Annotated in this window: 19 protein-coding genes and 1 pseudogene; 3 read left to right on the top strand and 17 right to left on the bottom strand. The window is 50.6% G+C overall.

The window, feature by feature from the left end; genetic code table 11:
* Positions 1-403: 403 nt before the first annotated feature.
* The 8 genes from AC0YNZ_RS13735 to AC0YNZ_RS13700 form a co-directional block, all read right to left on the bottom strand.
* Positions 404-1,168: a Rossmann-fold NAD(P)-binding domain-containing protein gene (locus tag AC0YNZ_RS13735; RefSeq protein ID WP_475827134.1), complete on the bottom strand. Its 765-nt coding sequence runs from the start codon at positions 1,166-1,168 to the stop codon at positions 404-406.
* Between the two features lie 19 nt (positions 1,169-1,187).
* Positions 1,188-2,102 (bottom strand): FTR1 family iron permease, encoded by a 915-nt coding sequence (locus tag AC0YNZ_RS13730; RefSeq protein ID WP_475827133.1) that lies wholly within the window; start codon positions 2,100-2,102, stop codon positions 1,188-1,190.
* A gap of 90 nt (positions 2,103-2,192) precedes the next feature.
* Positions 2,193-3,674: a stalk domain-containing protein gene (locus AC0YNZ_RS13725; protein ID WP_475827132.1), complete on the bottom strand. Its 1,482-nt coding sequence runs from the start codon at positions 3,672-3,674 to the stop codon at positions 2,193-2,195.
* Between the two features lie 23 nt (positions 3,675-3,697).
* Positions 3,698-4,774 (bottom strand): hypothetical protein, encoded by a 1,077-nt coding sequence (locus AC0YNZ_RS13720; protein WP_475827131.1) that lies wholly within the window; start codon positions 4,772-4,774, stop codon positions 3,698-3,700.
* Between the two features lie 212 nt (positions 4,775-4,986).
* Positions 4,987-6,585 carry a hypothetical protein gene (locus AC0YNZ_RS13715; protein ID WP_475827130.1) on the bottom strand — a complete coding sequence of 533 codons (1,599 nt, stop codon included), beginning with the start codon at positions 6,583-6,585 and terminating at the stop codon, positions 4,987-4,989.
* Complete coding sequence (locus AC0YNZ_RS13710; RefSeq protein ID WP_475827129.1) at positions 6,582-7,331, bottom strand: glycosyltransferase family 2 protein; 750 nt, start codon at positions 7,329-7,331, stop codon at positions 6,582-6,584. Before AC0YNZ_RS13710 ends, AC0YNZ_RS13715 begins: the two co-directional genes overlap by 4 nt.
* 25 nt (positions 7,332-7,356) lie before the next feature.
* Positions 7,357-8,832 (bottom strand): alkaline phosphatase family protein, encoded by a 1,476-nt coding sequence (locus AC0YNZ_RS13705; RefSeq protein WP_475827128.1) that lies wholly within the window; start codon positions 8,830-8,832, stop codon positions 7,357-7,359.
* A 15-nt stretch (positions 8,833-8,847) separates the two neighbouring features.
* A complete protein-coding gene (locus tag AC0YNZ_RS13700) occupies positions 8,848-9,774 on the bottom strand; it encodes a lysylphosphatidylglycerol synthase transmembrane domain-containing protein (RefSeq protein ID WP_475827127.1) in 927 nt (308 codons plus the stop codon).
* Positions 9,775-10,048: 274 nt separating this feature from the next.
* Between AC0YNZ_RS13700 and AC0YNZ_RS13695 the strand changes: the two genes are divergently transcribed.
* Together AC0YNZ_RS13695 and AC0YNZ_RS13690 are read left to right on the top strand one after the other, a co-directional pair.
* Positions 10,049-10,978 (top strand): ABC transporter ATP-binding protein, encoded by a 930-nt coding sequence (locus tag AC0YNZ_RS13695; RefSeq protein ID WP_475827126.1) that lies wholly within the window; start codon positions 10,049-10,051, stop codon positions 10,976-10,978.
* Positions 10,979-12,100 carry an ABC transporter permease gene (locus tag AC0YNZ_RS13690; protein WP_475827125.1) on the top strand — a complete coding sequence of 374 codons (1,122 nt, stop codon included), beginning with the start codon at positions 10,979-10,981 and terminating at the stop codon, positions 12,098-12,100.
* Positions 12,101-12,171: 71 nt separating this feature from the next.
* On the opposite strand, the gene AC0YNZ_RS13685 is transcribed toward AC0YNZ_RS13690, so the two are convergent.
* The gene (locus tag AC0YNZ_RS13685; RefSeq protein ID WP_475827124.1) at positions 12,172-12,927 is read right to left on the bottom strand and encodes a DeoR/GlpR family DNA-binding transcription regulator; all 756 of its coding nucleotides are present in this window, start codon (positions 12,925-12,927) and stop codon (positions 12,172-12,174) included.
* Between the two features lie 211 nt (positions 12,928-13,138).
* On the opposite strand from AC0YNZ_RS13685, the gene AC0YNZ_RS13680 reads away from it, so the two are divergent.
* On the top strand, positions 13,139-13,669 hold the full coding sequence (locus tag AC0YNZ_RS13680) for a 5' nucleotidase, NT5C type (protein WP_475827123.1): 531 nt from the start codon (positions 13,139-13,141) through the stop codon (positions 13,667-13,669).
* A gap of 289 nt (positions 13,670-13,958) precedes the next feature.
* Here the strand turns inward: AC0YNZ_RS13680 and AC0YNZ_RS13675 are convergent.
* The 8 genes and pseudogenes from AC0YNZ_RS13675 to AC0YNZ_RS13640 form a co-directional block, all read right to left on the bottom strand.
* Positions 13,959-14,915 (bottom strand): annotated as a pseudogene (locus tag AC0YNZ_RS13675) (cation diffusion facilitator family transporter); the annotation flags it as partial.
* A gap of 688 nt (positions 14,916-15,603) precedes the next feature.
* Positions 15,604-17,289, bottom strand: a complete 1,686-nt coding sequence (locus AC0YNZ_RS13670) for a glycerol-3-phosphate dehydrogenase/oxidase (RefSeq protein ID WP_475827122.1) — start codon at positions 17,287-17,289, stop codon at positions 15,604-15,606.
* A 184-nt stretch (positions 17,290-17,473) separates the two neighbouring features.
* A complete protein-coding gene (gene glpK, locus AC0YNZ_RS13665; protein WP_475827121.1) occupies positions 17,474-18,964 on the bottom strand; it encodes a glycerol kinase GlpK in 1,491 nt (496 codons plus the stop codon).
* A 32-nt stretch (positions 18,965-18,996) separates the two neighbouring features.
* Positions 18,997-19,551: a glycerol-3-phosphate responsive antiterminator gene (locus AC0YNZ_RS13660; protein ID WP_475827349.1), complete on the bottom strand. Its 555-nt coding sequence runs from the start codon at positions 19,549-19,551 to the stop codon at positions 18,997-18,999.
* A gap of 47 nt (positions 19,552-19,598) precedes the next feature.
* Positions 19,599-20,624 (bottom strand): LacI family DNA-binding transcriptional regulator, encoded by a 1,026-nt coding sequence (locus AC0YNZ_RS13655; protein ID WP_475827120.1) that lies wholly within the window; start codon positions 20,622-20,624, stop codon positions 19,599-19,601.
* Positions 20,625-20,682: 58 nt separating this feature from the next.
* On the bottom strand, positions 20,683-21,024 hold the full coding sequence (locus AC0YNZ_RS13650; protein WP_475827119.1) for a beta-galactosidase trimerization domain-containing protein: 342 nt from the start codon (positions 21,022-21,024) through the stop codon (positions 20,683-20,685).
* A gap of 243 nt (positions 21,025-21,267) precedes the next feature.
* Positions 21,268-21,633 (bottom strand): ArsR/SmtB family transcription factor, encoded by a 366-nt coding sequence (locus AC0YNZ_RS13645; RefSeq protein WP_475827118.1) that lies wholly within the window; start codon positions 21,631-21,633, stop codon positions 21,268-21,270.
* Between the two features lie 102 nt (positions 21,634-21,735).
* Positions 21,736-24,441 carry a family 78 glycoside hydrolase catalytic domain gene (locus AC0YNZ_RS13640; RefSeq protein ID WP_475827117.1) on the bottom strand — a complete coding sequence of 902 codons (2,706 nt, stop codon included), beginning with the start codon at positions 24,439-24,441 and terminating at the stop codon, positions 21,736-21,738.
* Positions 24,442-24,563: the final 122 nt, after the last annotated feature.

Genomic DNA, 24,563 nt, shown 5'->3' with positions numbered 1-24,563 from the left:
TCTTCACCATAAAAAAACAGCTGTCTCAGAAGCCAAATGGCTGCAGGAGCTCTTTCCATTACCGGGCCTAAGCATTGTTCTTCGCTGGGCAGTTTAATTCGATTTAGTGAAACTATTTGAAGATCGTTATCCGATAGCGGCCATTTAGATTGATTTTGTCTAATTAAACAGCGTATTGGGAATGCAGCTTCTAAAAAAGACCGATTAGGTTTGCAAAATAGAACTAATTCGCCGTTCTCGCATCCCGAGCGCGATTTAGTTTTGTGAAATGAATTAAATCACTTTTCACATGATCGAATCGGCTGCTTTCATCCGCTTGTACAAATCCAATAAACAAAAGTGGCTGTCTCTCAGGTTATTAGACCTTTGAGACAGCCTCTTTATTAATACAAATTGCCGTCCGTTACCTTTCATAACGCCGCCAATCCTCGTTTTTGTCCCGCACAGACTTCATCAAATCGACATTCACATTTTTTTCATTGGCCATTTCAATTAAACCGTTCACATCTTTGGGCAAACATTTCCCGGAAAATCCCCGATTGTCTTCATAAACAAACGTGTGGCTTCTGCCAATCCTCGGATCTTCAAGCCATACTTCGCGCAGCTCGTTATAGTCGATATCATAGGCTTTCGCAATATCATAAAACTCGTTGCAGAAAGTAACCTTCATGGCCAGAAAGCAGTTTTCCATATATTTCGCCAGCTCCGCTGTTTTTGCGTCAGTCAGCACCAGCTTTACCTCGGCATTGTACACCTTCTGATAAGCGCGGACTGCGATGCTTATATCTTCCGCAGCGCCGCCGAACGCCAGCCAGGTGCGCTGACTGAGAGTGGCAAAGGGATGACTGGCGGTTTCTCCGTAATATTCCGGATGAAATACGATTCGCTTCCCTGTTATCTGCTTCTGTTCATCCGTAAATCCGACAGGTACCGTAGATCTGATTACAATTACCGCCGCTTCCAGCCATGCCAAAACATCCTCTACGATGGAGGAATCGCATTTTCCGTTTGAAAGCGGCGGCGTCGGCACACATACGAATGTTACATCGCAGCCGTTCACGCCTTCCCTCGTTCCCATGTTCAAAGGCTCATCATAAACGATTGCATCCGGAAAAAGTACGCGCATCGCTTTTCCGACATGACCATATCCGACAATGCCGACCTTCATCGTACTTTCACGCTCCATATCATGCTGCAGTTTTTACGGCTGCTTCTATCCCGCTCCGTTTTCGCTGAACGGCGAGCAGAACAAACAGAAAGAAATAATAACCCCAGTATAACAAAAACTCCTCTACGGAAGGATTCTGGGTGTAGCCCAAAAAGGCTTTCATAAAAATCCCTACTTGGCCGTTGATCAGCGGTTGGCTGCCGTTGTCACGAACATATTGCATTTCATCGATCGGATGCTCCGGCATAAACGCCGTAATGTTATATACTTCTCCGATCTCTCCTCCCGCCGTCCGGTAAACGCTGCCCAAGATGCCGAGATCCTGCATAATACCGACTGCCTGCACGAGAAGCCCCGCCGAGATCATCATAAGAAATACGGAGGTGATCCGGAAAAACGTGCGGAGGCTGATCTTTTTGGTGCCTTTGAAAAATAAAAAGCCGACAGCGAAAGCCAAAATAAGGCCGCCCAGCGCACCCCAGCTCTGCAGCGCCTTCTGGATATCCCCGCCTGTAATCGCGGCAAAGAAAAAGACCGTTTCCACCCCTTCGCGCACCACAACGAGAAACGAGTGCACGACCATATTAATGATGCCACCGACCGTTAATATGGCAGCGATTTTATTTTGAACTTTCCCCTGCATATCGCCCTGCTTGGTCATAAACATCACCATATGGGTCAATAATCCGCAGGACACAAGCATAATCCCGATTTTCAAATAGTTTTGGCTGCCTATGCTCGCGAATCCGGTAAAAATGATCTGGAAGGCAAGCGCAACGCCGTAGCTCGCCGCCAAAGCGAGCAGCACGCCGACCCAAACCCATTTATGATAGCGCGTTTGCTCAATCCGGGTCAGATACGTTAGTATAACCCCAACGATCAAAATCGCTTCCAGCGCCTCGCGAAACGTGATCAAAAACGCCTGTAAATCCATGTTTCCATCTCCTGCTCTGTACTAGCATATTTGCAAGGAAAACACTTGCGCCATATGGCGCAAGTGTCTTCTTCATCCGTTTTGATTCATTTAGCGAAGGATAATGATTTCACCCTTATCATAAAATACACCTTTGCCGAACAGTTCCGCTACAGCGCGAAGAGGGATAAACGATCTGCCGTTTTTTACGAGAACCGGCTGATCCAGCTTTACATCCGCATTTACTTTGCCGTCTTGGACAACTTGATCCGATCCGATCTTAATTTCAGTCGTTTTGCCGTCTTTCACGATGCTCACTGTTTTGGAAGCTGCATCAAACTTCACTTCTGCAGCAATCGCTTCTGCGATTACACGAACCGGTACCAGCGTACGGCTCGTTTTCGGGTTGATGTAAGGCGCAGCAACCGCAGTAACAACCTTGCCGTTCACTTGATAGTTTTTAACGTTAACTTTCAATTGTACGCCGTCTTTAACGACCAGGAACTTCAGAACTTGGAAACCATACTTCTTAGCGGACGCAAGATCGGATTTGTCTACCGCATCAGCGAATTGCTGAGCGTATGCCGCCGCTGCCGCATATTTCTCAGGACCAAGGAACACTTCTTGAGCCGAAAGGAACATGTTGCCTTCCATCGCGTAACCGCGGGCACCTTGCAAATCTCCTGCTTCCAGTTTAACGAAAGCCTGGTTTACATACTCGGACACTTTTCCGATCATCGTACGCTGCATTGCATCCTGAATTTTTACCGTGTTGATTTGTTTGGCATCTCCCGAAGCGAATGCTTTGCGGATATAATCAGCGTCTTCCGGGCTGCCGCCTTTCAAGTAAGTGTATACCGGCATGAACAGGAAGTAACCTTCAGTAATCGCTGCCGGTTGATCGGCAACTGGCTTCGTCGGGATGTTTTTCGCATACGTATAAGCGGCAAGCGCATAGGTTTTAATCAAAGTTTTGTCAAGCACTTGACGGTGAACGTTGAAATCATCCACTTTCTGGTTTGCAAGATCGCTAAACAGCTGCTCAATCGTGCCGTTTAGAATATCGGCCATATGTAGGCTGAAGGTAGCATCACGTTTTACAACTGTAGCTTGCAAAACGCCCTCATAAATTTGTACCACTTTATCGAACGCCGTTTGAGCCGTCGCGTAGTCGCCATCTTTGAGAGCCGGTCTAACTTGAGTGCTGACAAGATCGCGAAGAGCGAAGAAGAAATACCATTGCAATCCTTTATCGACAGCTTGCTTCGCTTGGTTCACATTCAAAGAGCCTGCGATCGCATTGTCCAGCACGAGCACAATGTTCTCATCGATTTTCGGGTCGTCAGGTTTAATTATCGTATCGATCCGTTTTACTTCGGTTTGGAAGTTATCTACATAAAATTTCTTTACTGCGTTTAAATCGGTATTGTCTGTAAATAATGCTTTAATATCAGCGAAAGCCTTGATCCGTGCAGCGATAGCCGCATCTTCGGTAATCTTGAACTTGCTTTCCGCACTTACGGCTGAACCTAGTGTGAAGAAGGATGAAAGCACTAGCGAAACGCTCAAAATCATTGCAAACCATTTGCGCATCTTAATCTCTCCCAAAGTTTTTTTTATAACCATTTCTTTTTGCGGGCAAGCCAAACGCCTGCGCCAGCCAGCAATACAACACCGCCGATAACCGAAACGGTTACCAAAGGATTCGTTTTGTCGGCATGCTCCATCGGTGCATGCGCTGCAAGCTCCTTACCGGATTCCTCGACTACGCCGCTGCCTTCTGACGCAGCTGCTTCCGCTTTAGTTGCATCCTGCTCTGCAGATTCCACCGTCTCACTCTCGGCAGGCGCCGGCGTTGCAGCCGCTTCTGCAGTTGCTGTTGCATCAGCTTCTGCAGAAGGCTTTACCGTTTCCTCATCTGCAGCCGGAGTTGCGGAAGGCGCTTCACTTTCCGCGGCTTCCGTCGGTTTGACTGTCTCCTGCACTGCAGCAGGCTTCGCGGTCACCGCAGGCTTCTGTGTTGCTGCGGGCTTTGGCGTTGCGGCAGGCTTTACGGTCGCCGCAGGCTTCTGCGTTGCAGCAGGCTTAGCGGTCGCCGCAGGCTTTGCGGAAGCCTTGTAAGGAAACAGCGGCTTCACGACGCCGTAAATGTAATTCACCTTTTTCTTAAATACATCGGGCTCCGCTGCTTTTTGGCCGACTCCGAACAGTCCCGGATTTCCGAGCGCTTCAAGAGCCTCATCGAATGCCGCATTTACTTCATCAGACTTAGAGCCGACATAAGGCTTCAATGTATCAAACGTCGCTTTTGCTTTCGCGAGCAGCAGCTTCGTTTGGGCATAATCGTCGAATCCCTTGATCGCATAAGTGAAGCGTCGATCCAGATTCATTACGAGCACAGCTTTGAAATTGGATATGGTAAGCTTGGCATTCTTGTCCTTGAAATTGTTATCGAGCGTTACCGCCACCGATTCGCCGAAGTGCGATACAATTTCCGGTCTCCGTACTTTATAAGCTTCTTCCGCAGACTTCCAATTAGGCGATGCGCCTGCTAAACTCGCTTCTACCAATTTGAATGTTTCAGCAATCTCTTCCGTATTGGCATCCCCGTAAGAATAGGCCAGCGCTTGGGACGGTGCGATATATAACGCTACAGTAACCAAGAGAAGAACGCATAACAGCCAACGTTTCATCTCATCACCTCTCATTGATTATAATTCTCACCTACAAGGTGTAATGATAATCATTATCGACGATAACGTCAATACCTATGTGAACTTTTTTTTCAGCAAACATTCAGGTTTTCAAAAAATCGGGCTTATTCCCGTTTATGGAGTGCCTCGCCATTCGCATATTGGATTGATAATCGACAATTTGATTAAATAAAAAAATGATGACGATGTCATCATTTCAAGGCCCACTCGTATAAGGTGATATCCGCATAAACCGGATCAAATAAAGGATCCGAATGAAACTGTGCGATCGGCTTCACCTGTTCACGTACAGGCTGTCCTTGCTGCTCGAATCCTTGCACGACATGATCCGTAAGCAGCACCCGTCGTTCCGTGCCAGCTGCCGCTGTCGCCTTAAAATACTCATAAGTGAAAATCCGCTCATGCTCGTATCCGGCCTCCAAATATTGCAGCACGCGTGTCTCCTCCCAAGTGTACAGCACGAAAGGCTCCTTTAGCTCGCTTGCATACCGGTGAAGCTGATACACGGCCGGAACCTCGGCAGCCTGACGTTGAAGCAGGCTTGCCCCGTTCACAATCTGGACGGCAATCAGAGCAAGCAGCAAAGAATAAATGACCATGGGAATAGCAAATGTACGATGGGATGGCTTCGCGGGCTGATCTCGCCAAATCGATGAAGCGGTGTTTATCGCCGTGCAGTAGATAAAAAACAGCAGCGGACCGACTATTGGGGCAATGTGGCGCGGCTTCTCGATATTTTGACCGAAAAACGCCCACAAGAAATAAAACAAGGTGCATGCGGTAAGCCATCCATAATAGGACCGTTTTGCCTGTTCCATTTCCGATATCGGCTGTTTCTCCCGGGCTGGGCTGTCATGATCGCCGTCTATAGAAGAGAGGCTTCTCTGCCCATCACTCCGCTGCCAACGTCCTGCGGCCGTAGCGAGCAGAAGCAGCCCAAGCAGGATGCCGGCGATTAAGGATCGGCCAAGCAGCGCATTCTCAATCAGATTAGACCCGATCAGCTTTAGTATCCGCGGGCCAAATGCCATACTTGAGGAAGTGATTCCGCCTCCCCACTCCGAGAAATGGCCTTCCACAAATGCAAGGGAAAGCTTCCAGAAGCCGGATATGGTTCCCTCCGACAACGCCAGTCCGACGACCCAGACGAGCTCAGCCGACAAGAAAGCCGCAGCGGACAGCGCCAGCCGTTTGTATTTTTTCCCGCCCTGCTTGTATTGGTCCATCCAAAGCGGCAGGAGCGCAAGCCCAAATGGAAAAAAAGACAGGCGTGTCCCCATCAGAAGCCCGAACATCAGCATCGGAAGCAGATGCCGGACTAGTGATTTTGGACGCGCCAATGCTGCGCTGATGCTCCATAAATACCACCATAGCACGGCAATGCCGGCACATTCTGACATCGGGCGCGCAGACATCAGCCACAAATAAGGACTCGTCAAGACAAACGCGGCAAACAACAAGCCTTTGACTCCGGCCCCTGTAAAGCGGCGCGCCAGCAGCGCCATCGGAATGGCTGAGCTTAACGCCGCTAGCGTGTTGAATACGGACAAGGCTTGAACGGGGTCTTCAATCCAGCGGTGGATAAAGGAGGCGCCTAGAATAAAGTAAGGGTAGCCGGGAAAATGCGGCTGCATAGCGAGCAAATCATACCGGTGCAGGGCAAGCGCAAAATCAACCTCGTCCCATGTACGCGCTATTGGACTGGCATAACGCAGACACATATAGACGAATACAAGAATGACTGCAGCAGCCAATAACGCCGTGCCTGCTTGGACGGCCGCACGCCTCATAGGCTGGCCCGCTCCTTGCGGCGCAAAGCCTTCCCGGCCTCTCTTCCGGGCAGCGGACGCCTCATTTCCTTATAAATCGCGGGGATGACGGAGGTTACATATTCCCGGAACTTAATAAACGATTGTCCCATCGTGCGCACCTGATAAGAGATCGGAACCTCCTCCAAGCGGAATCCCTGCCTGATCAGATTGATCGTAAGTACCTGGGCATAATTGTAATCGTGAATAATTTCGGCGTTCTCCATCGCTTCCCGGGAAAATCCTCTCATCCCGGATTGTCCGTCATAAATCCATTTGCGGAGAAGCAAAGCCTGCACCAGAGTGAACACATAGTTGCCCAGCCTGCGGTGCAGCCTCATTCCGCGAATCTGTCCTTTGAATCGCGAGCCGAAGGTGTAGTCGGCCCGCCTGCCGATGATCGGAGCGATGACGTCCGGAATTTGCTCCGGCGGATATTCATTGTCGGCGTCGATCATCAGCCCGATCGCGGCATCCATTCTGCAGCATTCCGCCAGCCCTTCCCGAACGGCGGCCCCCAAGCCGCGATTGCCCGGAAAGGAAATAATACGGTCGGCCCCCGCTTGTTTCGCGACTGCCGCCGTGTTGTCGGTAGAGCCGTCATCGATAACCAGCACCTCTACTGTATAATGCGGATGAAAATTTCGCGGGACTCTGGCAATCACGCTTGCGATATTGCTTTCTTCGTTGTGCGCCGGCATGAAGACGACGATCTTCTGTTTGTCCATGATGGATTCCTTTCCCGTTCCCGTATTATTTTGTCTTCATGGCCTCCGACAGCACAGTGCCTCTGCTGCTGCCTGGGACCGGAGCTCCAAGCAAATAAGCTAAAGTAGGAGCAATCGATATAAGTGAATGCTTCTCATCGATGCGCAAGCCTTGCTTAATGAAGGGGCCGTGCAGAAAGAAAGGCACATACCGCTCCCCTTCGTCAAGATGACCGTGTCCGCCGATGCCGTCAGCCTGTCCGTGATCCGCGCACACGAGCAGCGTCGTATTGTTCATCATGCCGCGGCTTACCAGCCAGCCCACGAACTCTTCGATTAAACGGTCAGCTTCCTCGATCTTCTGCACGTATTCATCATACAAGACGCCCCGGCTGTGTCCGGTTTGGTCGACGCCGATCAGCTGAGCTACCAGCAAATCCGGATTTTGCTCTGCCATGATTTTTTTGGCGCGCTCGATAATATTCCGGTCCGCGACGTCGTTATGCATGACGGCCGTAACGCTCTCCACATCATCGCCCATCGAATCGATCAGATGGGCGATGCCGAGCAGCCTTCCTTTTTTCCCCACCTTGCGGAGCGAATCAAAGATGCTTTCCACCTTGATGCCCAGCTTCCACACCATATTCGAGCGGATACCGTGCTCGCGCGGATATGTGCCTGTAAACATGGAAGAGAAGCATACGACCGTACGCGCCGGATAGACCGTTTCCATCTGCGTATATTCGGTGCCTTCGGCTCTAAGCTTTTTCAGAAAAGGCGCGTTCGCATCCTCGAACCGTTCCTTGCGCATGCCGTCAATGACGATGACGATCACTTTCTCGTTTACCGCTTTCTCTGGCCAGCCTGACTTGTCTGTAAGCGGGGCATTCTCAGCCGGCTTCCAGTCGAACAGATTGGCATGAAGCACATAGCTGTACAGCCATAGGCATACAGCAAAAACAGCAGACGTTAACAAATGCAAGTCAGCCGCGGATGCAGAGGCATCAGATGAACCGATAGCATAAAAAACATCGTAAAAATGGTTCCATACGAGCAGCAGCAGCAAAAACTTCGGCATTTGCTCCTGCGCGTTGCCGCTGGTCGAGTCGCTGTTCTTCAAGACCAGCTTCCAGAAACGGGTGAAATTCCACCACGATGTGCCGATCCGCAAATGGTAATAGAATGTCCCCCAAAAATAGACGGTGAAGAAATAGAAAAGTCCGAGCGCAAGCAAATAAAGAGAGAGGCTTCCATGATCCCAGACGAGCAGCGCGGCTATAAGCGGCAGCCATAAATAATTGCGGAGGAGGAGAGGAAAATCAAAGCAGTAATAAATAACAAAAAAGGGTAGTGTTATCAACAGCCCGAGCCCTGCTGCACTCCAGAACTGCGTGTCCGACCACTCTCCTATGCGGTATAGCATAAATACGCCGAGCACAAAAATCGGGGTGAAAGGCTTCCCTTCGTTTAATAGATTCCAACATCTCGCAGCTACAATCTCAAATGGCGATGCCTTTTTCATAATGAATTCATTCCTTTATCCTATTTTTCTTTCCTTAATCCAGGCTCTCGCTTCCCGCCAGCCGAGCGGCATGCGCAGCAGGGAATTAGCCCCCATACCGAAGGCGAACACGAATTTGAACGCATGCGACAAGATCGCCGCCCCGTAAGCTTCCTTCCCGTTTATACCGAGCATGGCGAGCGAACCGCTTAAGGTGCTCTCGTAAGTGCCGATACCTCCAGGCGTAATATGAAATACTTGCCCGGCAATCGTCATGCTGTTGGCCCATACGAGAGAGGCAGCACCAAGCTTCAGCTCGAGTATGCTTGCGATACCGTAAATGATGCCTGCTTCCAAAATCCAGCTCACCGCAATAGCGGCCAAAATAAACAGCCCCTTTCCCGAAAGCATCGCAGCTTTGAAATGCGCCAGATGCTTCTGTATAAGCGGCATTTTTTTTAAAACGGGCAGCTTATAGATAGCGGCCAGCAGAACAGCGGCAGCCAGCAATACGGCAACCCATAGCCATGAGGTAGGCAGACCGAGCATAAGGATGCCTGCGCCGGCATACAGGCATAAAGTGAGCATATCGAGCAAACGCATGACGGTTACCGAATGCAGCGCCTCGTCCCACGTTTTACGGGCCGTTTTCATCAAAAATCCGGTACGCACAATGTCTCCGACTTTGAGCGGCAGCAGATGGTTGACCAGCAGGCTGTAGATGATTCCATGGAAAAAAATTGCTAAGCGCTCGTTTGATCCCGTATATCTCCGCCATGCCTCTGCCTTCAGAATAAACGACAGCAAATAGGCCGTAAACATAAACATAAGCCACTGCGGCTGCTTAACGAGCAGCAATAGATCGCCGAGCCATTCATCCTTATCAAACCACCGCCATGTCATCCATATAAAAGCAGCAAGCAAGGGCACAGCCGACAGACGTATGATCCATTTTATTCGCATTTTTGAGACATTCCCTTTTCATCAACTAAATAATAATCATTCTCAATTAATGATATCAATATATGTTTTTTTGGGGCAATCGTCAATGACTTGGTTTATTTTACATCAAATGATGTCGGTCGTCTTCCCCCTCCTCCTCCAGACCGAGAGCAAAAGCATGCTTAAGGCGGTACTCTCATAAAATGTTTTTGTTTTACAATTGTAGGAAATAAAACATTTAGCTTCCGTTCCTGAAGTCTGTTTTGCTTCACAAAACTTTTAGGAGGTTATTCTAATGTCTGTTTTGGAAGTGCGCCATTTAAAAAAATCGTTTGGTACGGTTAGCGCCGTGGAAGACATCAGCTTCTCGGTAGAGCCTGGAGAAGTGTTTACAATTATCGGGCCGAACGGTGCCGGCAAGACAACCACGCTCGAAATGATTGAAGGGCTGCAGGCTCCAGATTCGGGCCAAATTCAGTTCGGACCGCTCAGCTGGGCGAGAAATAGCGAGCAAATCAAGGTATCCATCGGCGTGCAGCCCCAATCGAGCGCTTTGTTCGACTTGTTGACGGTAGAAGAAAATTTGGATTTATTCGCGACCTTCTATCCAAAATCGAGGCCTGCGTCAGAGGTGCTTGAGATGATCAATTTAACGGATCAGCGCAGCAAGCAGGTCAAGAAGCTATCCGGCGGCCAAAAGCAGCGGCTTGCTATCGGCCTAGCGATGATTAATGACCCGACGATCATTTTCCTTGATGAGCCGACAACCGGACTCGATCCGCAGGCTAGGCGAAATATTTGGGACATCATTCTCAAGCTGAAGGAGCTCGGCAAAACGACCATCCTTACGACGCATTACATGGAAGAGGCCGAGAAGCTGAGCGACCGCGTCTGCATCGTCGATCAAGGAAAGATCGTCACACTCGACACGCCAGCCGCATTAATCGATCGCCTTACGAAGGAACGCGAGGTACGGCTCACCTTCCTTGACGGCGCCGCCGCTGCTGGCGAGACGGAGAAGATGGCGCTTCTTCAGCCTACGGTCGTAAAGACGAAGCGCGAGGGCGCTTCGCTCCAGCTATGGTCGACGCAGCCGGAAGAGACGCTCTATGAGCTGTTCGGCTTTACGAAGGACCGCGGCTACCGGGTCGAACAAATTTCGATCCGCGAGATGAGTCTGGAAGACGTATTCATCGCCTTCACCGGCAAGGAATGGAGGGATTAAATGAACGGCGCCAAGCAATTTTCCAAAATGTTCACCGCTCAAATCAAAATGATGTTTCGCGAGAAGCAGGTATGGTTTTGGAATATCTTTTTCCCCGTCATCTTAATGGTGTTATTTATGGTTATATTCGGGGGCGGCTCAAGCGACAGCTTCAAAGCGACGATTGCCGTTGTCGATTCGCAGCCAAATTCGACTTCAGGCATGCTGCTTGAGCAGCTGCGGCAAATTCCGGTGTTCGAGTTCAAGGAAGAGCAGCCTATCGCCATAGAGACCGGCAATAAGCTCGTTGAGAAACAGGATATTGATGCGCTCATCATCCTGCCTGAATCGGCTGAAGCCGCCACGATGCAGCTTGTCGTGAACAAGGCAGATGAGCAAAGCGCTACTACGCAAGCGATTGCCGGCATATTAGACAAATTTATTCAGCAGGCGAATTGGGCCGCAGCCGGGGCTGCGCCTACGTTTAGCCTAATGACAAGCTCCATCTCCTCGGGCGCAGACGATTTGAATTATGCGGACTTCCTGCTCACGGGTATGATCGGGCTGTCCGTCGCGCAAGGCGGACTGTTCGGCATGGTCGATTTAGTCGAGATGCGCAAGCGCGGATTAATGAAGCGGCTGCGTATGACTCCTGCCAAAATGGGCCTCTACGGGCTGGCCAGCATGCTCGTCCGGCTTCTGCTCGGGGTCATTCAAATTATTATTTTAGCGCTGATTGGCGTATACGGTTTTGGCGCAAATCTGCATATTAACGTGTTCAGCTTGATCATTGCCTTTCTTGCAGGCGGACTCGTCTTTAATGCGATGGGATATTTATTTTCCTCGTTCAGCAAAACAATGGAAGCTTACATGGGGATGGCCAACATCGCAAGCATGCTTATGATGTTTCTCAGCGGCGTCTTCTTCCCGCTCGAATCATTGCCGGCCTGGCTGCACCCGGTCACGCAAATGCTGCCGCTCACCTACTTCGTCGACGGGATGCGGGACGGCCTCATATACGCCTCAGGCGTAGCCTCCGGTTCGTTCTGGATGGGGATCGGCATTATGCTGCTATGGGGCGTCGTATCCTTCTTAGTCGGCTCGCAGGTGTACAAAGCGAAGTCGATAGCTGCCACGCGGTAGTTATCATTAAACAGCACAAAAAGGAGCAATCTTCCGGATTGCTCCTTTTTGTGCTGTTAAGCTGCGAATGGCTATCCTTGAATAATGGTTACGCCGAGATTGCGGTAAGGCTGGAGCGTCTCGTCCGGTACTTGCTTCTCCGTCACCATATAAGTCAGCGAGCTTGCAGGCGCTACGACATAGCTCGATGAGGTGCCCATTTTCGCCGAAGTGACAAGCCCTACTGTCTCGGCTGCGGATGCGATCATTTGTCTTTTTATGTAGGACTCGTCTAGAAAAGGCGTGCTCATACCGATTTCCGGGTGGATCGCATAGACGCCGAGAAAGTAAAGATCTGCTCTCACTTTATTTAAGGCTTCTATAGCCGCCACACCTACATTCACTAATGCATCTTTGAACAGGGAGCCTCCGATCATAATGACCTCGGCCTTCGGATGGGATGCTAATGCGATTGCAATTGGCGGACTATTCGTAAACACAGTAACCTCTAAGTGAGCGGGAAGCCGTTCCGCCACCCTAAGATTTGAAGTGCTTCCATCCATTAATATAACCTGCCCCTTATGAATAAGGGAGATTGCCTTTTCTGCAAGCTGCTCCTTGATTTCAACCGCGTCTTTTTGCCGGTCTTCATAGTGTACCGCTAAAGGCGGTTTGGGAAGTGCCCCGCCATGCACGCGGTGGAGCAAACCCAAATGATCCATTTCCCGCAAATCACGGCGGATCGTATCTTCTGAAACCATTAATTTTTCGCTTAATTCCGTTGCGATTACTTTTTTATCTCTATTTAGCATTTCGAGTATATGTTGATGGCGTTCTTCCCTAAGCATATATACGCTCCTCATCTTCAAAATCAATCCAGGTTCTTCCATTACATGGTATCATGCTTATATGCTAGATCCTGCACGAAATTAATTGTACCATCGTCATTTAACATTTGAAACATCTTGACTATGCTTTTTTATAATTGTATTATCGTATTTAAGTAATTGTTATTACGCGTTTATACGTTTTTACAATTGATTAAGGAAGGGTTGCTGAATGCTCATGAAGAGAATTGCCATTGATATGGACGAAGTAATCGCTGATGCCGGCCATAAACATTTGCAGCTTTTTAACCGTGATTTTAATGAGAATATTACGGTTCAAGACTTAATGGGGACGCATCTTAAAGTACTGCGTCCGCATTTAGAAACTGAAATTCTCAACTACTTGAAAGACCCGACTTTTTTTCGTGATTTAAAAGTAATGGAAGGCAGCCAGCAAGTGATAAAAGAATTGACCGAGCACTATGAGGTGTTTATTACGACTGCCGCTATGGAATTTCCAACTTCCTTTACGGCGAAATACGATTGGCTGAAAGAACATTTTGGTTTTTTGAATGAGATGAATTTCGTGTTTTGCGGGGATAAAAGCATTCTGAATGCAGACTATCTGATCGATGATAATGTGAGGCATTTCAAATATTTTAAAGGTCAAGGGATCTTATTCTCGGCACCGCATAACAGCAATGAAACAGGATATGAAAGAGTGAACAACTGGCAGGAAGTTAAACGTTTTTTTCTTTCCTGACATAGTTAGCCCGGTAGAGATGATGGCTGTTGCAAACAGATGAAATGGCGCAAACCGATTAAATTGATTTCATCGAACTAATCCGAGTTATAACGTAAAAAAAGGCGAATAAGTCGATCTTGTCGACTTATTTGCCCTCTTTTTTATTGCTCTTCTGAAAAACCCGATATAAGTCGACAAAATCGAACTATTCGGCGGTCAACCATACGGTAGGCACAATTAGTTGCTTGAAATCGAACTAAATGAGCTTCTAAGTTGCAGTGGTGGAGATCGTTTAGCTTAGAAGCCTCTATACCTTCAGAGCCGGATGTTTCAGCTGCGACTTCTCGATTTGTATCGTCGTATGCTCGATTTGGAATTGTTCGGCAATTTGCCCGATCGCTTCCTGCAGAACCGACTGGCAATCGGCGCTGTCCTCGACGATAAGGTGGCAGCTTAAGGAATCGAGGCCTGACGTAATCGTCCAAATATGAAGATCATGCACCTCTTTTACTCCTTGAATAAGGAGCAGCGTCTCCTCGACTTTCCCGGCATCCACATTAGCAGGCGTTCCCTCCATTAAAATATGGACGGTTGATTTGATAACTCCCCACGCGCTTTTCAAAATAAGCACCGCCACGATAACGCTGATAATCGGATCGGCAATATACCAGGAGAACAAAGACATCAGGATACCGGCAATAATCGCGCCCACCGAGCCGATCGCATCCCCGATAACATGGAGATATGCGCTGCGGACATTCAAATTGTCCTTCACATCGGCCTTCCGCATAAGAAACCACGCGCTTGCAAGATTAGCCAGCAAACCAATACCTGCTATAATCATCATCGTGCCGCTCGCTACGGTTGGCGGCTCCCCGAACCGTTTGACCGCCTCGGCTATAATGAAAGCGGCAATGACAAATAGCGTAACGCCATTCAGCAAGGCAGCCAATATTTCAAAGCGGTGGAAGCCGTAGGTCCGACTGGACGACCGCGGACGTACCGCAATCCACATGGCCGCTAAGCTTAACGCAAGCGCCGCCGTGTCGCTAAGCATATGTCCGGAATCCGATAAAAGCGCTAATGAGTTCGTTACCAAGCCCCCAACAAACTCCAGCAGCATAATTCCTGCGGTAATGATCAGTGCGATCAGCAGCCCTGCCTTATTATTCGGCGCATGCGAGTGCCCGTGATGGCCATGGGCGTGACCGTGTCCGTGATGGTGTCCATGATGATGCCCGTGCGAATGGTGGTTGTGACTATGCTTGACCGCCTTTGCTTGCGGCTTCTTTAAGCCTTCATGCGTATGGTCGTGACCGTTATGACCATGCTCATGGTTATGTCCGCTATGGTCATGGTCGCGACCGCTACGGTTGTGGTCATGGCAACTTCCGCTATGATCATGCTCATGGCAATGTCCACTATGATCATGATAGCTACCGCTATGGTTGTGGTCATGGCAACTTCCGCTATGATCATGATCGCTACCGCTATGGTTGTGGTCATGCTCGTGTCCAACTTGGTCATGCTCATGCGCATGACAGCATTCCCCTTCTGAATGAAGATGCTCATTACTCTGTTTATCCCTGCCTCTTGCTGCTGCACTTATCCTTTGTCCTTGTTTATTGTCGTCGTGTGCTCCGCTCATCAGTTCTCCCCCGATCCATTCCGCAAACAAACGATAATAGTCTGCTTCATAACTCTGTTTTTCATTAGCTCTATATTCCCATTACTCAGAAACATATGAATACATGCTCATATGTATTAAATGTATTATATGTAATAGATACCAATGTTGCAACAACTTTTGCTTACGGGCAGTTATCGAACTTCAATCATTCGGGAATGAGAAGCGCTATCCCTTTTATCATACAAAAAGAGACGCATTTCTGCGCCTCCGCTTATTTTCACAGCCTCATTCGTTATTAGACGGTCACTCTTATTGCAAAATATTAGCTCCGCAGCGGCTCCACCGCCTCCACCAGCTTCTCTTCCAGCTCCGCTGCAAAGGCAGCTCGCTGCTCCTCGCTCCATTTAAGGCGCTCCGCCATCGCGGCAATTACCGGCCCTTTCCATTTCTGCACGTATCCGATGCGGAAGAACAAGTCGCCCGTACGGCGGATGAAGAAATCTGCCGGCTTAACCGTCATTTCCGCTTCAAGCGAATACCGCAGCTGCACCGCCAGCACAAGCGGCAGCTTAAAGGAATCGGCCCATGAAGCCGTGCTTTTCGCCAGCGCAAAGAGTTGATCTACATTTGAGCCATAGCGCTGCGCCAGAAAGGCCGAATCTTCCTTGTTAAAGCCGAAACGGGCGCCTTCGGCCGTTTTCTTCCGGACGAATGGCTCAAAGCCTGCCGATCCGCCAAGATCTCCGCCCGACATCGGTATCGTTTTTGTTGCGCTTTTGTCGTACTTAACGCCGCCGTCTTCCTGCCCGAGCAGCTCAACAACTTTATCGACGACGGTTTCGGCCATTTTGCGATACCCTGTCAGTTTGCCGCCTGCGATCGAGATAAGGCCGGATTCCGATACGAATATTTCATCTCTGCGCGATATTTCCGAAGGCGATTTGCCTTCCTGCTGGATGAGCGGCCGAAGTCCCGCCCAGCTCGATTCCACATCCGCTTCGGCTAGCTTAAGCTCCGGGAACATAAAGTTGACGGCCTTCAGCAAATAGGTGCGGTCCTCCAGCGTCATGACCGGATTAACGGTATTGCCCTTATAATTCGTATCTGTTGTGCCGAAATACGTTTTACCGGCGCGGGGAATCGCGAATACCATGCGTCCATCCTGCGTATCAAAGTAGACCGCTTGGCGTAAAGGGAATCGTTTCTTGTCGAACACGAGGTGAACGCCCTTTGTCAGACGAAGCGTTTTGCCCTTTTTCGAGCCGTCCATTTCACGAATATCATCGACCCAGGGGCCCGTTGCATTGATGATTTTGGCTGCCTTAATCTCATATTCAGCGCCGCTAATCGTATCTTTAACCAAAGCGCCGGTTATTTTGCCGTCCTTGCCGTACCGCAGCGTCTCCACCTTCGCATAATTGACGGACAAAGCGCCGGTCTCCACCGCTTTCTTCATCACTTCAATCGTAAGCCGCGCGTCATCCGTCCGATATTCCACATAATAGCCGCCGCCCTTCAAGCCCTCCCGCTTCAAAAGAGGTTCCTTCGCCAGCGTATCGGCCACGTTCAGCATCATGCGGCGCTCTTTTCTTTTGACCCCTGCCAAAAAGTCATATACGCGCAAACCGATCGATGTCGAAAACTTGCCGAAGGTGCCGCCTTTGTAAAGAGGAAGCAGCATCCATTCCGGCGTTGTGACATGCGGTCCGTTCTCATATACGATGGCCCGCTCCTTGCCGACCTCGGCTACGACGCCGATCTCAAGCTGCTTCAAGTAACGCAAGCCGCCGTGAACGAGCTTCGTGGAACGGCTCGACGTGCCCGCCGCAAAATCCTGCATTTCCACCAGCGCCACCTTCATGCCGCGCGCGGCAGCATCAAGCGCAATGCCCGCACCTGTAATTCCTCCGCCGATGATCAGTGCGTCAAGGGGCATCCGCTGCATCTCAGCAAGCACTTGCTCCCGATTTTGCGCCGCAAAAACTTCTTTATTTTTATTGATTGTCATTTTTATTTCCTCCCGGGTCACTATCTATTCATGTTATGCCCTATAATTTGGCTGTTCACGAATTATCCAAAACAAACAAAAAAACCACTCAAACCGCTTCCCAGCCCATAAATGGGTTTGGAAGCGGTCTTCGTGGTTTCTCCTGATCTCCAACCGTTATTAACTTGTCGTCAGTATAACATAATTATTGCGCAAACGCCATGGCTGCTTTAACCGCCCGATGCCAGCCGCTATATAGAGCAGAGCGCTGCTCTTCTTCCATAGCTGGCGTAAATACTTTATCCACCTGTCTCAGCTTGGCCAGCTCCTCGCGGTTTTCCCAGAAGCCGACCGCAAGCCCTGCCAAATAAGCGGCTCCAAGCGCCGTCGATTCATTGACGACCGGCCGTTCCACGGGAACGCCGAGCAGATCGCTTTGGAACTGCATCAGCATATTATTCGCTACCGCGCCGCCGTCTACGGACAACGACCGCAGCGGCAATCCCGACTCCTCCTCCATAACGGATAGGACATCCTTCGTCTGATAAGCCAATGATTCCAGCACGGCGCGGACAAAATGGGCCTTCGACGTTCCGCGCGTCAATCCGAATACCGCACCTCTGACATCGCTGTTCCAATATGGCGTTCCGAGCCCGACGAATGCCGGAACGACATAAACGCCGTCCGAGGATTCCGCCTGCTCTGCATAGCCTTCCGTTTCAGAAGCGGATTCGATCAGCTGCAGGCCGTCGCGAAGCCACTGGATCGCAGCCCCCGCGACGAATACACTGCCTTCCAGCGCGTATTCAAGCTTGCCGTCCACCTCCCACGCTATCGTCGTGAGAAGTCCTTTCTCCGAGACGACCGCTTTCGTTCCCGTATTCATGAGCATGAAGCAGCCCGTGCCGTACGTATTTTTGGTGCTTCCCTCATCGTAAGCATTCTGGCCGAACAAAGCCGCTTGCTGATCGCCGGCTGCTCCCGCTACCGGTATTTTGCATCCCAGCAGTTCCGCATCAAGCTGGCCGTAAACCTCGGAAGAAGAGCGCACCTCTGGCAGCATCGCTTTAGGAATGTCCAAAATTTGCAGCAGCTCGTCATCCCAGCTCCGCTCATGAATGTTAAACATAAGCGTCCTTGACGCATTCGATACATCCGTCACATGCACCGCTCCGCCAGTCAGATTCCAAATAAGCCATGTATCGATCGTACCGAACAGAAGCTCTCCCTTCTCGGCACGCTCGCGTGCGCCATCGACATGCTCCAGCAGCCAGTTCACCTTCGTGCCTGAAAAATAAGCGTCGATCAGCAGTCCGGTCTTCGAATGAAAGATTTGCTCATATCCGCTTCGTTTAAGTCCATCACTGATGCCTGCCGTTTGACGGGATTGCCACACGATCGCGTTATGAATCGGCTGGCCGGTCGCTTTATCCCAGACTACCGTCGTTTCCCGTTGATTCGTAATCCCGATTCCGGCGATTTGCCCGGGTGCAACGCCTGTTTTAGCTAGAAGCTCCGCCATCACCTTCTTCGTTGACTCCCATATAAAAAGAGCATCCGCTTCAACCCACCCAGGGTGCGGGTAATGGAGCGGAAGCTCCTCGCGCGCCATATCTACAATCGTTCCGCTTCGATCAATGAGCAGCGCACGCGTGCTTGTCGTGCCCTGATCGAGCGATAACATATAATTGTTCACTCGTTTTCCCCCTTCACTATTTGGCTCCAGCACTAGTACGCGGCCTTCCACAACTCCTTGCGCGATGTCGTAATCGCCGATGCTCCCGCTTCAAGCGCCTGCTTGACATGGTCCTGTGTGCGGATAAGACCTCCAGCGATGACCGGAATCCCGCTCCGCTGCTTTACCTCGCTAATAATGTCCGGTATGACGCCCGGCAGCACCTCTATGAAATCGGGACGATTCTTGTCCAGAACGGTATAGCTGCGCTCCAGCGCATCGGAATCGATAAGAAACAGCCGTTGAATGGCAATCAGCCCGTTCTGCTTCGTCCGGCCGATAACGCTGGAACGGGTAGAAATAATGCCTGCGGGACGGATCGACTGGCACAGAAACTCGGCCGCAAATTCATCGTTTTTCAGCCCGTCGATCAGATCGGCATGCAGAAGCACCTTTTTCCCATGCTGACCCGCCAAATCGACGATATTTTTCAATTGTCCCAAATGTCCTCCCAGCAGCACCATATACGAAAAAGGGGAGGCAAGAACCGCCTCCACATCCTTCAGCTTATGCACCGCCGGCAATACGTGCTGACCGTTCAAGAGCAATGACAAGCCCGCCACCTCCGCGTATACTTTACTTGCTTCCGCTGCCTTTAATTTTGCTGCTTCAAAGGATTACCGCTGCTCTCACGCTCTTGCAGACGGGTCGGCAGTACAATCTTCTTCGCAATTTCCCGCTTGGCAGCCATTCGGTCCGCGAGCAGCTCAACCGCCGTCTCGCCCATGTGCTCCATATGAACCTTTACGGTCGTAAGCGGCGGCTGCAAAAACTCAGAGATGGCGATGCCGTTGTAGCCAACGATCGAAATGTCTTGCGGGACCCGCAGCTTCGCTTCATGCAGCGCACGGAGCGCGCCGACAGCCATAGAATCATTCTCGATAAAAAACGCCGTTGGCAGCTTCTCCCCGCTTATGGCCTGCTTCATCAGCCTGTAGCCGTCCTCGGAATATAAATGCTCGCCGATAAACACCAGTTCCGCATCGAACAGCCCATGCGTGGCCAAACGCTCCATAAATGCGAGCTCGCGCTCATCCCGCACCCGCTTATTGTTCACCGTATTATGCCCGCCGATATAACCGACCGCCGTATGGCCTAGTCCGATAAGATAATCGATGACCTCGAAAACCGACTTTCGCAAATCGATGACAACCGAATCGAACCGGTTATCGTCAGGAGAAGAATCGACGAAGACGATGTTCTCAAAGCCTGACGGAAAACGGTCGACATCTTCTTTCTCGAAGCGTCCGATCGCTATCATCCCGTCGAGCGACTCGCCGGACCAGTCTCTGCTGTCCGGTTCTGCCGGCATGAACAGCTTCACCAGTTCCATTTGCCGCTGGAAGCATTCCCGTTCAATCCCAAGCCGAATGGCCAAATAATACGGATCAAGCATTTCCTCCTGGTCCGAATACCAGTTCACGAGCCCGACGCGGTAGCGCTCCTTCACGGCTACGCCGTTGCGCTGGCGCAGCGTCTTGTAATTCAATTGCTGCGCAATTTCAAATATACGTTTGCGAGTCTCGTCCGCAACTGAAATGCCCGGATCATAGTTAAGCACCCGCGACACGGTTGCGATCGACACTTTTGCTTTTTGTGCAATATCTTTAATCGTAGCCATACTACCGTTCCTTCCTGCTGGCTGCGGCTGCGCGCTGCATGAGCGAAGGACTCCCGCGTTATAACCTGTCGGCATCCACGATCCTGCTCTCGTACGGGCAAAGCTGCTGGCCTCGGAACGTCTTCACGCTGTCCGTATGGTTAAGCATGAACCAGAGACTGCGCTCACCCGCCTCCCGGACAACAACCTCGACGCCCTTGTCACTTTCAATATGCCAGATTTCCTGAGCCTTGACAATAGAATGGGCCAGTTCATCGAGCACCTTTGCGCTTAAGCCGCCGCCGATATAATAAACCATGCCTTTTCCGAACGTATTGCGCGTGACTGCGGCAGCAGGGAAGATCGGTTCGTCATAGCGGCACAAAACCTCCGCGGTCGTAGCGTCAACAAATCGCGCCATACCTCGCATGCAGCTGGTTGTTCATTAGAAGGATTCGCCGGTTCTGCCCGCGTAATCGGAATTTGCTTGCCAAGCGGCAATGCTTCCGGGCTAGTGTTGTAAGCGATTTCTCTTACTGAGCGAAATTATACGTCAATTTTACTAAAAATCAAGTATTTTTTTGTTTTACTTAATGGTATTCGTCCCGCCAAATAGAAAAGGCTGCTCCCGGGTTATTAACCCTGCAGAGCAGCCTTGATTTGATTATTCATGCTTCAAATGCTGCAGCGTCAGTAAAAAAATTTGCTCCACGTGATCGTCATCCAGCGAATAGAACACGGTCTTGCCGACCTTCCTCCGCTTTACGATACGCATGTTCCGCAGCAGCCGCAGCTGATGGGATACAGCCGATTGGCCCATGGAGAGCACCTGCGTCAGATCGTGCACACAAAGCTCTGATTGCAACAGCGCGTGTATCATCTTCACCCGCGTTGGATCGCCTAGCGCCTTGAACAGATCAGCCAGCTGGGCAGAGGTCGTCTCCGGAATCAATTTGCTTCTGACATTGTCTATGTTTACCTCCGAGCCTGCGCATGAATCATCGCATGCTGCGGCAACCTGATTGTCCATTATCATCCCACCAACCATACTTGTCTTAAAGCATATTATAGCATGTTTCAGTTGGCGGAGTGAATCTGAACGATTCGGGCAGCAAAGCGCAAATTTCATTCTTTATTCTGCTGACACTGCCGCACACAAATCGCGGCTAGAAAGCGTCTGCCAAGCAAATCGATAACTGCCCGATCCGGCTTTAACGGAAACGCCGGCTGCAGTGTCCGTCACTGCCGTTATACCGGCAGCAGCGCCAACCGCCCCGCCGCTTTCGGTAACCATCTCCACGGCAGCCGCTCCCGGCAAACGAATCTCTGCAGCTGTGTTTGGCGGAATGGTCACATCCAGCGTAAAGGTTCCGTTCTCCGCTTTGGACCATTTGGAGCTAACCGTACCGTACATCGTTTCCAGGCTGCCTTCCGCCCAAGTAAGTCCTTCGCCCGGCTGCGGCGCAATAACGATTTGCTTGTAGCCCGGAGCCGCTTCAACCGTTTGAATGCCTGCAACTGTGCGGTATATCCAGTCGCCGATTGCACCATACGCATAATGGTTGAACGAGTTCATATCTTTGCTCCAGAAGCTTCCGTCCTCCTTAATCCCGTCCCAATGCTCCCAAATCGTCGTTGCGCCCTTCGTAACGGGATACAGCCATGATGGGTACGTTTGCTGAAGAAGCAGCTTATAGGCCGCCTCGTTCTGACCAAACGCGCTAAGCACATGGTTCAAATACGGCGTACCGACAAAGCCGGTCGTCAGGTGGAACTTATTTTGCTCCAGCAGCTCGGCTAGCTTGGCAATTGCCCGCTTCTCCGCCGCATCATCAAGAAGACCAAACATCAAAGCCAGCACTTGAGCCGTTTGCGTCGGAACCGCCAGCCTCCCTGAACCGGTTACAAATTCCTCCCGCCAAGCCGATACGATCTTGTCGTACAGCTCCAGATACTCGGCAGCATCCTCCGACTTATCCAGCACTGACGCCGTCTTCTGCAGGAGCGACACCGAGTACGCGTAGAAGGCTGTCGCGATGAAATCCCGATCGGTCGCTCCTACATAATCGCCGGATTTCGCATCGAGTCCGAGCCAATCTCCATAATGAAAGCCCGTATTCCACAAAAACTCATTTTCCCCTTGGCATCGAATATACGATACCCAAGCTTTCATGCTCTCATATTGACCTTCTAATAAGCGCTTGTCCCCGTAGCAGACATAGATCGTCCATGGACATATAACAGCCGCGTCGCCCCATGCCGCCGAGGACATATCTGTCTCGTTCAGCACATGCGGTACAACAAACGGAACGCCGCCATCCTCTGCTTGATCGGACTCGACATCTTTCAGCCACTTGGTGAAAAATGGCGCAACGTTCGATAAGTATGAAGCGGTCTGGATGAACATTTGCGCATCGCCAGTCCAGCCAAGCCGCTCATCCCGCTGCGGACAATCGGTCGGCACATCGAGAAAATTCCCCTTCAAGCCCCATTTGATATTGTGCTGAAGCTGATTAACGAGCGGCTCCGAGCACTTGAATTTGCCGGTCTCCTCCATATCCGAATGAAGCACCACGCCTGTAAAATCATCCAGCTCAAGCGGCTCCGGGAAGCCGATTACCTGCACATAACGAAAGCCTTGAAACGTGAAGCGCGGCTCATACGTTTCCCGCTCTCCGCCCTTCAGCACATATTTAATCGTCTGCTTCGCTGCACGCAAATTATCCGTATAGAAATTGCCTTCATGATCCAGCACCTCAGCATGCAGCAGCGTTACTTCCCTCCCCGCTTCACCCTGTACCGTAAATTGAACCCAGCCGACCATATTTTGACCAAAATCAAGAATTGTCTCCCCCTTAGGCGTCGTGAGAAGAGCAATCGGTTTTAAACGCTCTTGCTTGCGAACAGGCTCATTTACCTGCGGCTTCAGCATATGCTTCCCGTGCCGGAGCGTATCTACAAAATGCCAGTCTTCCGTACTATCATCATAAGCAGCCGTGCTCCAGCCCTTCCGTTCAAGGCGCGCATCGTACGTTTCCCCATGATAGATTTCCGACAGCTGAATCTCGCTAACAGCAGCCTTCCACCCCTCATCGGTAACGATCAGCTCTTCCCGTCCATCTTCATAGACGATGCGTAATTGCAGCAGCAGCGCCAGCCGGTCGCCATACAAGCAGCGCCGGTCATTCCAAGTCAAATGCCCCTTGTACCAGCCGTTTCCGAGATAGGCTCCAATCGCATTCCCGCCTGATTCCAGCAGCTCCGTTACATCATAGGTTTGCGTTTGCAGCGTATGATTGTAGCTCGTCCAGCCCGGCGTAAAATAGCTGTCGCCAACCCGCTGCCCGTTAAGCTCAAGCTCGTAGAGCCCAAGAGCAGTCGCGTAAAGCCGCGCAGCCTTCACCTTACCGGTTAGCTCAAAGTTCTTCCTTAGCATCGGGGAAGGCTCGGCCACAGCAGGCAGCAGCTCAAGCGGCGCAGTAATCCATTCCCCGGCCCACTCCTCCGGACTAAGCAATCCCATCTCCCAGAAAGCCGTTTCCGACCATGCGGATTCCTCACCCTTGTGATTCCACGCCCGGACACGATAGTAATAACGCTTACACGACTCAGCGGCGAATGAACCCAACTCCACATGAGCCGACTGCTCCGATTCCACGCGTCCAGACTGCCAAATAACAACGGCAAAACCGGCTTCTGCCGCGATCTCAATCTCGTAAGCCGATTGGCTTACCGCTCTTTCATCCGACTGCAGCCTCCAGCTAATACGCGGTCTAGTCACACCGATTCCAATCGGATTTTGCTGATATTCACAACGCAGTCCCATAATTTCGAACATAATCTATTCCTCCTTAAGATAGTGAAGCAAATACTCTTGCCTTACCTGCTCATTACGTTGGCCGCATTATTTGCGTGTTCGCCTTCCTTGCCACTGCTGTTTCCTCTATAATTATAAAAAAG

The organism is Paenibacillus sp. J2L1-98 (genome assembly GCF_056269405.1).
The sequence above is the reverse complement of the archived record's forward strand: the minus strand, read 5'-3'. Positions and strand labels throughout refer to the sequence as shown.

Bases quoted from the DNA above. Each gene is read 5' to 3' on its own strand.
- AC0YNZ_RS13735 (WP_475827134.1), bottom strand. From the start codon at position 1,168: ATGAAGGTCGGCATTGTCGGATATGGTCATGTCGGAAAAGCGATGCGC.
- AC0YNZ_RS13730 (WP_475827133.1), bottom strand. From the start codon at position 2,102: ATGGATTTACAGGCGTTTTTGATCACGTTTCGCGAGGCGCTGGAAGCG.
- AC0YNZ_RS13725 (WP_475827132.1), bottom strand. From the start codon at position 3,674: ATGCGCAAATGGTTTGCAATGATTTTGAGCGTTTCGCTAGTGCTTTCA.
- AC0YNZ_RS13720 (WP_475827131.1), bottom strand. From the start codon at position 4,774: ATGAAACGTTGGCTGTTATGCGTTCTTCTCTTGGTTACTGTAGCGTTA.
- AC0YNZ_RS13715 (WP_475827130.1), bottom strand. From the start codon at position 6,585: ATGAGGCGTGCGGCCGTCCAAGCAGGCACGGCGTTATTGGCTGCTGCA.
- AC0YNZ_RS13710 (WP_475827129.1), bottom strand. From the start codon at position 7,331: ATGGACAAACAGAAGATCGTCGTCTTCATGCCGGCGCACAACGAAGAA.
- AC0YNZ_RS13705 (WP_475827128.1), bottom strand. From the start codon at position 8,832: ATGAAAAAGGCATCGCCATTTGAGATTGTAGCTGCGAGATGTTGGAAT.
- AC0YNZ_RS13700 (WP_475827127.1), bottom strand. From the start codon at position 9,774: ATGCGAATAAAATGGATCATACGTCTGTCGGCTGTGCCCTTGCTTGCT.
- AC0YNZ_RS13695 (WP_475827126.1), top strand. From the start codon at position 10,049: ATGTCTGTTTTGGAAGTGCGCCATTTAAAAAAATCGTTTGGTACGGTT.
- AC0YNZ_RS13690 (WP_475827125.1), top strand. From the start codon at position 10,979: ATGAACGGCGCCAAGCAATTTTCCAAAATGTTCACCGCTCAAATCAAA.
- AC0YNZ_RS13685 (WP_475827124.1), bottom strand. From the start codon at position 12,927: ATGCTTAGGGAAGAACGCCATCAACATATACTCGAAATGCTAAATAGA.
- AC0YNZ_RS13680 (WP_475827123.1), top strand. From the start codon at position 13,139: ATGCTCATGAAGAGAATTGCCATTGATATGGACGAAGTAATCGCTGAT.
- AC0YNZ_RS13670 (WP_475827122.1), bottom strand. From the start codon at position 17,289: ATGACAATCAATAAAAATAAAGAAGTTTTTGCGGCGCAAAATCGGGAG.
- AC0YNZ_RS13655 (WP_475827120.1), bottom strand. From the start codon at position 20,624: ATGGCTACGATTAAAGATATTGCACAAAAAGCAAAAGTGTCGATCGCA.
- AC0YNZ_RS13650 (WP_475827119.1), bottom strand. From the start codon at position 21,024: ATGGCGCGATTTGTTGACGCTACGACCGCGGAGGTTTTGTGCCGCTAT.
- AC0YNZ_RS13645 (WP_475827118.1), bottom strand. From the start codon at position 21,633: ATGGACAATCAGGTTGCCGCAGCATGCGATGATTCATGCGCAGGCTCG.
- AC0YNZ_RS13640 (WP_475827117.1), bottom strand. From the start codon at position 24,441: ATGTTCGAAATTATGGGACTGCGTTGTGAATATCAGCAAAATCCGATT.